Raw genomic sequence first — 7,812 nt, 5'->3', positions numbered from 1 at the left:
TTCGTCAATGTCCATTCAGGGATTTTAATTATTTTCACGAGTCAAAAGTTAACATCACTATCGTCTGTTTACAAGAAATTTCTGTCAAATGTGAATTTGTCAGGAAAGATGTGGGTAATGATCAGCCTTTAGGGAGCGGCTATGCCTGGGTCGCCTTCTTTGGCATACCTTTCTTGGCGACGCAAGAAAGGTATGTAGCTGTCGGACTAGTCCCGACCGGCAATCGTTAATGACGTGTAACGTATTTGAAAACAGATGCGTAAAGCACTACGAATTTGAAATTAATATACCTAACAGCAGGCAACGAACGCCGCTGGATTCCTGCCAAAAACACGCAGGAATGACGTCAATAAAATTGTGCTGGCATTGAAGACAACGCAGCTTGTATGTACCTTAATCCCTTCAACACATTGCGACAAAAAAATAAGAAATGGGGAGCGAGCTCCCCATTTCCATAATTGCATTTATAAAGACGTTGAATCAGGTTTAATGCTGCGCACCACCACCCAGATAAGCCGCTTTCACCGCCGGATCATTCTGCAAACTGGCCGCCGGACCATGTACCGATATCCTGCCATTTTCCAGCACATAACCATAGTCCGCCACGGCCAGAGCAGCAGCCGCAAACTGCTCCACCAGCAGCATGGTCGTGCCCTGCTCTTTCAGGCGTACGATGATGCGGAAGACTTCATCGACCAGGATAGGTGCCAGTCCCATGGAGGGTTCATCCAGCAAGACCACGTCAGGATTGAGCATGACCGCTCTCGCCATCGCCAGCATTTGCTGCTCACCGCCAGACAAGGTACCCGCCAGTTGGTTCTTGCGCTCCTTCAAGCGCGGGAACAATTCCATGGCTTTTTGCAGATCACTTTCTATGTCGCCACGCGGGCGGCTGCGGGTGAAACGCGGGAAGGCACCGAGCAAAAGATTATCGGTCACTGACATGGTGGCAAACACACGCCGGCCTTCTGGCGAATGGGCCAATCCTGCCCTGGCGATCTTGTGTGAATCGAGGCCGGTGACATCTTTACCGGCCAGTGTCACCGTACCTTCTTTGGGTTTCAACATACCAGAGATGGCGCGCATGGTGGTGGTCTTGCCGGCACCGTTGGAACCAATCAGCGTGACAACTTTACCCTTGGGCACTTCCATGGAAATACCATGCAAGACTTCGACCTTGCCGTATGCCGCATGCAAATTTGATATAGTTAACATTGCTCTCTCCTCAGGCGGCTGCGGTTTCAGCGACGCTGCCACCGAGATAGGCTTCAATCACTTTAGGGTCGGCCTGCACTGCTGCAGGTTTGCCCTCTGCGATTTTCTGGCCAAAATCCAGCACAGTCACGGTATCGCAAATCGACATGACCACATCCATATGATGTTCAATGAGGATGATGGTGATGCCATGTTCCCGTATCTTGCGGATGATGGCGATCAGGTCCTTGATGTCAGGCGCAGTTAAACCAGCAGCAGGTTCATCGAGCAGCAACAGCTGCGGATTGAGACCCAATGCCCGGCCAATTTCGAGCAGGCGTTGTTTGCCGTAGGGCAGATTGCGCGCCTCTTCATTGGCCAGGTCAGCCAGGCCGACGAATTGCAGGATGCTGGCAGCACGCGCTCTTGCCAGCCGCTCTTCGCGCAGATAGCGTGGCGTGTGCAGCATGGCATCGACCACATTACTGCGGAACGTGCTGTGCAAGCCCACCAGGATGTTTTCTGTCGCCGTCATCTCGCCAAACAATTGCACGTTCTGGAAAGTACGTGCCACACCACCCAGGGCAATGGCAGAAGGCGTGCTGCCAGAGATGACTTTGCCGCCAAACTCCACGACGCCATCGGTAGGCTGGTAAATACCGGTCAGCACATTCATCATCGTGCTCTTGCCTGAACCGTTGGGGCCGATCAAACCATGTACCGTGCCTTTGTTGATTTGCAGATCGACCTGGTTCAGCGCTTTCAAGCCACCGAATTGCATGAGGATTTTCCGGCCAGTCAGCAACACACCGACGCGGGTATCGCTGGCGTTGACAATGGCGTTACCGGCATTGGTCTCTGCGCTTTCTACATTGACGACCAGATGCTGCTGTCCCTTGCCCAGCAAGCTGTTGACGAAGCCGACGATGCCATCCTGCAGGTAGTACACCACGAACAAGGTCATCAGACCAAAGATGGTCAGACGCCAGTCAGTGATGTTTTCCAGTTTGTAGGAGAACAAGGCCATGGCCACAGTCGCACCGACAGGTACGATGAGTTCCCTGACTGTTTTGCGTTGCTTGGCGATAGCCGCACCACCAGCGAGCACGGCGATGACTGCAGCGACGGTTGCAATCTTGCGGAACAATTCGATGTCGGCCAGCAGTGATGGCAACATCACGACAATCAAGGCCCCCAGTAATGAACCGGTACGGGTTTTGCGCCCACCCATGATGACTGCCAGCAGGAACATGATGGTCAGTTCAAAGTTGTAGGTATTCGGTGAAATATATTCTTCCGAATAGGCATACAGGCTGCCTGCAAGGCCAGCCAGTGCGGCGCTGATGACGAAGGCAATGACTTTGTACTTGTAGACAGAAACACCCATGCAGTCAGAAGCGATTGGGCTGTCACGCAAGGCCTGGAAGGCACGGCCATAATGAGAGCGCAAGATGCGGTGAACCACAATCAGTGCCAGCACCAGCATAATGGCAACCAGATAGAAGAAACCAACCTCACCCAGCTTTTGCCCAAAGATGACAGGCTTGGTGAGCTTGATACCCATTGGCCCTTCAGTCAGGAAACTCATTTCATTGATGAGTATCTGGATGATGGTACCAAAGGCCAGTGTCACCATGGCCAGGTAAGGCCCGGTCACACGCAAGGCAGGCAGGGCCAGCAAGGCACCAAATACAGCCGTAACGGCGATACTGCAAGGGATGGCGACAAACACCGACATGCCCAGCTTGAACACCAGCACGCCCGTTGTATACGAGCCTATGCCAAACAAACCGGCATGACCGAGTGACACCTGACCAGTGTAACCAACCACGATGTCCAGACCAAACAGGAGGATGGCGTAGATCAGTATGGTCTCTGCCAGATGCAGGTAATAAGGGTTATGCATTACCACGGGTGTCAGCGCCAAAGCGCCTAGACCGAGGATGGAAAGAGCGAGAGTCTGCTTATTCATACTTGCGCCTCACACTTTCTTGATGACAGCTTTGCCAAACAAACCGGCAGGTTTGACGGCCAGCACCAGCAGCAACAGGACCAGGCCCGGTACTTCCTTGTAGCCGGTAGAGATGTAGAAGCCGGTCAGAGTTTCGGCAATGCCCAAAATCAGGCCGCCGACGATCGCACCCACACCAGAAGTCAGGCCACCGATAATTGCTACGGCAAAGGCTTTTAAACCGAGCGCTGAGCCCATGGTGGCACCGGTCAGTGTCAGAGGTGCCACCAGCACACCTGCGAAGGCGGCGGTAGCAGATGACAGCGCATAAGAGAAAGTGATAACCATGCTGGTATTGATACCCATGAGGCCAGCGGCATCCCTGTCATTCGATGTGGCGACGACGGCTTTGCCGTAAATGGATTTGCGGTTAAAGAACTCAACCGCCAGCATCATTGCCAGGGCACCGATGACGACCACGACCTGCATGGCCTGCACGTTGGCGCCAAACACTTGGAAAGGTGCGGCAGACAAGGGGGACGGAAAGGTGAGATCATCCTTGCCCCAGATATTTTCTGCGACATTCTTGAAAATGATGGCAAGTGCAATCGTGGACATGATCCAGCCAAATTCTGATTTGATCTTGATGGCCGGGCGCACACCTATCCATTCAACGACCATGCCTTGCAGGCCGCCAAAGATCAGGACTATCGGTATCATCAACCAATAGTTCATATACGGGCCGCCATGTACATTGCCGACCACGCTGAGACCGACCAGGGCACCCAGCATCAGGGCTTCACCCTGGCCAAAGTTCAAGGTGCCTGAAGTCGCAAATGTGAGCTGATAGCCAAATGCGATGACAGCATAAATCATCCCCAGGGCTATGCCACTGAAGACGAGCTGAAGTAAAATTTCCATGTTGTTCACCCAAGGAGTGCAGCCTGCCAGGACCATCCACACCATGCTGGATCGGCTTGAAGCTGTCTATCTGAATAACAGCCCAGTCATATTGCACAATACTCTGTGCAGGTGACCGGGCTGAGGGCTAATCCAGGCGCTGAGGCAGCGCCGTGTCTTTATTTACCCTGGACGATGTGGCCGCCTTTGGCTTCGCCCATGACAGGCATGCCAGGCTTGATGGCTTCATGATCGTCATGCGTGTAAGGCTTGTTGTAGGTGGTGATCACGCCTTCCACTTTTTCAGTCAGGTTTTCCAGTGCTTCGCGTACTTTGACACCGTCAGTACCGCCAGCTTGCTTGATCGCTGCAGCCAGCAGGTAGATGGAGTCATATCCCTGGGCGGCAGACACGGCGGAAGGCATACGGTCAACCTTGTAGGCCTTTTGATAGGCTTCGATGAAGGCTTTGCGTTTTGGTGTGTTTGGGTCTTGAATGAAAGTTTGCGGCATGGTCGCGCCATCACCGTTTTTGCCGGCGTTGTCGAGGAAGTTACCCATGGACAAAGTCCAGCTACCGATGATAGGTACTTTCCAGCCCAGTTTTTCCATACCGTTGGCGATTTGTGCCAGCTCAGGGCCAATGCCATAAGTCAGCACGGCTTGTGCGCCGCCCTGCTTGGCTTTCAACAACTGGGCTGTCATGTCGACATCCTTGATATTGAATTTTTCTACGGCGACTGGCTTGATGCCTTTGGCACCCAGGGTTTTTTCCAGATCTTCACGACCCAGTTGACCATAGTTGGTTGAGTCAGCCAGGATGGCGACCTTGGTGAATTTGTTCTTGACCACGGCTTCGTCAACGATCATCGCAGACTGGATGACATCATTGGCCGCCGTGCGGAAGATGTAATTATCTTTGTGTTCAGGTCCCACGAACTGCTTGGTGATCACACTGCCTGTCGCCACATTGTTGATGACAGGGATTTTGGCTTCCTGATAAAACCGCTGCGATGCCAGTGCCACACCGGTATTGATATAACCGACTGTAGCAACCACTTTTTCTTTGTTGATGAGCTCTTGGGCGACCTGCACACCGCGTTCATTTTTGGCTTCATCATCGCGTTCTACCAATTGCAATTGTCTGCCCAGCACCCCGCCTTTGGCATTGATTTCACTGACGGCGAGCTTGACGCCATCACGCATGGATACACCCATAGGGGCTGAACCACCAGTGAAAGGGCCGGCAACACCTATTTTGATAGGTTCTGCTGCATTGCTTGCAGCAGCCAGACCCAGAACAATAGACGCGACGAGGGCTTTGACTTTGTATGACATGTTTGTCTCCTGATTTTTTATATAGGTACTTCAAAAACTGAATTTATGAATTACACATATAAATTAACAGGAAATGAGAAAAATCTCATGCTTCGTTCTACTTAAGTAATACTACGCAAAAATGCGTAGTCAGTAGTAATGCCGGGAGTACAGAAGGAGCAAAGCCTTATGCAGTAAGGCTTTGAGCAGATAATTGCATGCCGCATGCTGCAAAATGGTGCATGCGTTTGTTACAGAAAGAAACTCTTTCAAGCTTTCGATGAAAGATTTTCATGTTACCTGCATTAAAAAATTTCTTCCTGAGAATGGAGTGCTGCAAAAAAGCCGCAACATTTTCATCGGAGCGGGATACTGCGTATCTGCGGCTCGTGGTTTTATTTGGGGGACAAGACCTATCTGCTGTCTTGTCACGCTGCATTGAGATGAATCTGAAGCTTATTTCAATAAACTGAATACCTTGCTGATAGCCTTGCTGCCAGCACCGAGCGGGTCCTGACGTATGGCTTTTTCTTCTTCAGCAATCATGAGGAACAAGGCATCCATGGCTTTTTGGGTCACATAGCCCTCAACCGTTGCTTCTTGTTTGGCGACTGCACCAAACTTTTGTGCCTGGCCCATGACGGCATTGTATTTGGCCGACAAGCCAGCCTTGTCAGTCACGCCTTTGACCATAGGCAAAAATTTTTCACTTAAAGACGTGGAAGTTTTTTCCCTGAAGAAATCCGTAACGGAAGTTTCACCGCCAGTCAGGATATTTTTGGCGTCAGTCAGGCTCATGGATTTGACGGCATTCACGAGCAAAGGTTTAGCCATGGGCACGGCAGATTCTGCGGCGCGGTTCATGGAGACAACCAGTTCATCAAGCTGCTGGCCCTTGCCTGTCATTTGCAGGATAGGGCGGGCTTTTTCAAGGATGGATGGGAGTTGTATCTTGACCTTGTCATTATTCAGGAAGCCACCATCGACACCCAGCTTGCTGACGGCTGCGGATGAACCCTTGTCCAGCGCAGCCTTCAAGCCTGTACTGGCGTCCTGGTTGCTGAGATCAGCGAACGACATGGCGTGGGCTGCTGTAGTGGCGATAACAAAGCTGCTGGCAAGCAGCAGGCGGGCAAATATAGTTGGCATGGACGGCACGGTTTCCTCCTGGTAAAGACTTGGTATTCTATACAAAGTACAGTCTATATCCAGAGTTTAAAACTACAAATTATGTAAAGACAACACAGGGAGAGAAATGTCCGACAACTGGAGATGACTGCAAAGCCAGTTTTCTCTGGTCGCTAAATTTCATCCACCATGTATAAGCGTTTGTGTTCACGCATGGCATAGCGGTCTGTCATGCCGGCGATATAGTCGGCAATTTTTCTGACTTGCAATTGCTGTTGCTCTTCGCTGCCTGCCTGGCTTACCTGATAATCTGGCGGCAGCAGGTTGGGCTGAGCATGCAGGGCATCAAATAACCCGGTGATGGTACGCCTGGCCTTGAAGGTCATACGGTTGACCTGGTAATGGCGGTACAGGTTTTCAAACAAAAACTGCTTCAGGGTTTGCGCTTCCTGGTACATGCTGTCTGAGAAAGCGATCATTCTTTCCATATTGCGGACGTCATCGACTGAGCGCGGCTGACAATCCTGGATTTTCTGTGCCGATGTCTCAATCAAATCGACGATGAGGGTGTTGATCATGCGGCGTATGGTCTCGGCGATGCCACGGCGGCCACTGATGCCGGGATAAGCTGCATCGACAATTGCACGGTGACGCGCATAAATGTCCACTTCAAGCATCTGTGACTCAACTAACAGGCCAGAGCGCAAGCCGTCATCAATATCATGATTACTGTAGGCGATGGAGTCTGCCAGGTTGGTGACTTGCGCTTCCAGCGCCGGACGTTTTTTATCGATGAAACGTTGCCCTACGTCACCCAATAATCTGGCATTCGTGAGGGAACAATGTTTGAGTATGCCTTCGCGGGTTTCATACGTCAGGTTAAGGCCATCAAAAGCACCATAGCGCTCTTCCAGCTCATCGACCACACGCAGGCTTTGCAGATTATGTTCAAAGCCGCCAAAAGGCTTCATGCAAGCATTCAGGGCATCCTGACCTGCGTGACCAAAAGGCGTGTGCCCGAGATCATGTGCCAGTGAAATTGCTTCTACCAGATCTTCATTCAGGCGAAGGTTGCGGGCGATTGAGCGGCCTATCTGGGCGACTTCCAGGCTATGCGTGAGGCGGTTGCGGAACAGGTCACCTTCATGATTAACGAAGACCTGAGTCTTGTATTCGAGGCGGCGAAAAGCGGTACTGTGGATAATGCGGTCACGGTCGCGCTGGTATTCGCTGCGCGAGGAAGAGGACTCTTCAGTGTAACGCCGCCCTCGCGAACTGGCAGATTGTGCAGCATAAGGAGCGAGGTGGGCGTCAGTGAACATA

Annotated in this window: 7 protein-coding genes; 1 reads left to right on the top strand and 6 read right to left on the bottom strand. The window is 51.7% G+C overall.

From position 1 onward, the window contains the following. The coding region (locus ACO0LG_RS28850) for a hypothetical protein (RefSeq protein ID WP_423031942.1) at positions 1-230 on the top strand (230 nt) is incomplete at its 5' end. A 256-nt stretch (positions 231-486) separates the two neighbouring features. Here the strand turns inward: ACO0LG_RS28850 and ACO0LG_RS28845 are convergent. From ACO0LG_RS28845 to ACO0LG_RS28820, 6 genes are all read right to left on the bottom strand, one after another. Further along, positions 487-1,215, bottom strand: a complete 729-nt coding sequence (locus tag ACO0LG_RS28845; protein ID WP_162039592.1) for an ABC transporter ATP-binding protein — start codon at positions 1,213-1,215, stop codon at positions 487-489. A gap of 10 nt (positions 1,216-1,225) precedes the next feature. Next, the gene (locus tag ACO0LG_RS28840; RefSeq protein ID WP_423031939.1) at positions 1,226-3,166 is read right to left on the bottom strand and encodes an ABC transporter permease subunit; all 1,941 of its coding nucleotides are present in this window, start codon (positions 3,164-3,166) and stop codon (positions 1,226-1,228) included. A gap of 9 nt (positions 3,167-3,175) precedes the next feature. Beyond that, positions 3,176-4,066, bottom strand: coding sequence for a branched-chain amino acid ABC transporter permease (locus ACO0LG_RS28835; protein ID WP_423031937.1), 891 nt, complete (start codon positions 4,064-4,066; stop codon positions 3,176-3,178). A gap of 158 nt (positions 4,067-4,224) precedes the next feature. Beyond that, complete coding sequence (locus ACO0LG_RS28830) at positions 4,225-5,382, bottom strand: ABC transporter substrate-binding protein (protein WP_423031935.1); 1,158 nt, start codon at positions 5,380-5,382, stop codon at positions 4,225-4,227. 435 nt (positions 5,383-5,817) lie between these two features. Then, a complete protein-coding gene (locus tag ACO0LG_RS28825; protein WP_423031933.1) occupies positions 5,818-6,510 on the bottom strand; it encodes a DUF4197 domain-containing protein in 693 nt (230 codons plus the stop codon). 152 nt (positions 6,511-6,662) lie between these two features. Next, positions 6,663-7,811 (bottom strand): deoxyguanosinetriphosphate triphosphohydrolase, encoded by a 1,149-nt coding sequence (locus ACO0LG_RS28820; RefSeq protein WP_423031931.1) that lies wholly within the window; start codon positions 7,809-7,811, stop codon positions 6,663-6,665. Position 7,812: the final 1 nt, after the last annotated feature.

It is taken from the genome of Undibacterium sp. Ji42W, assembly GCF_049340405.1.
Lineage (GTDB): Bacteria > Pseudomonadota > Gammaproteobacteria > Burkholderiales > Burkholderiaceae_D > Undibacterium.
This window is presented reverse-complemented; position numbering and strand designations above follow the sequence as displayed.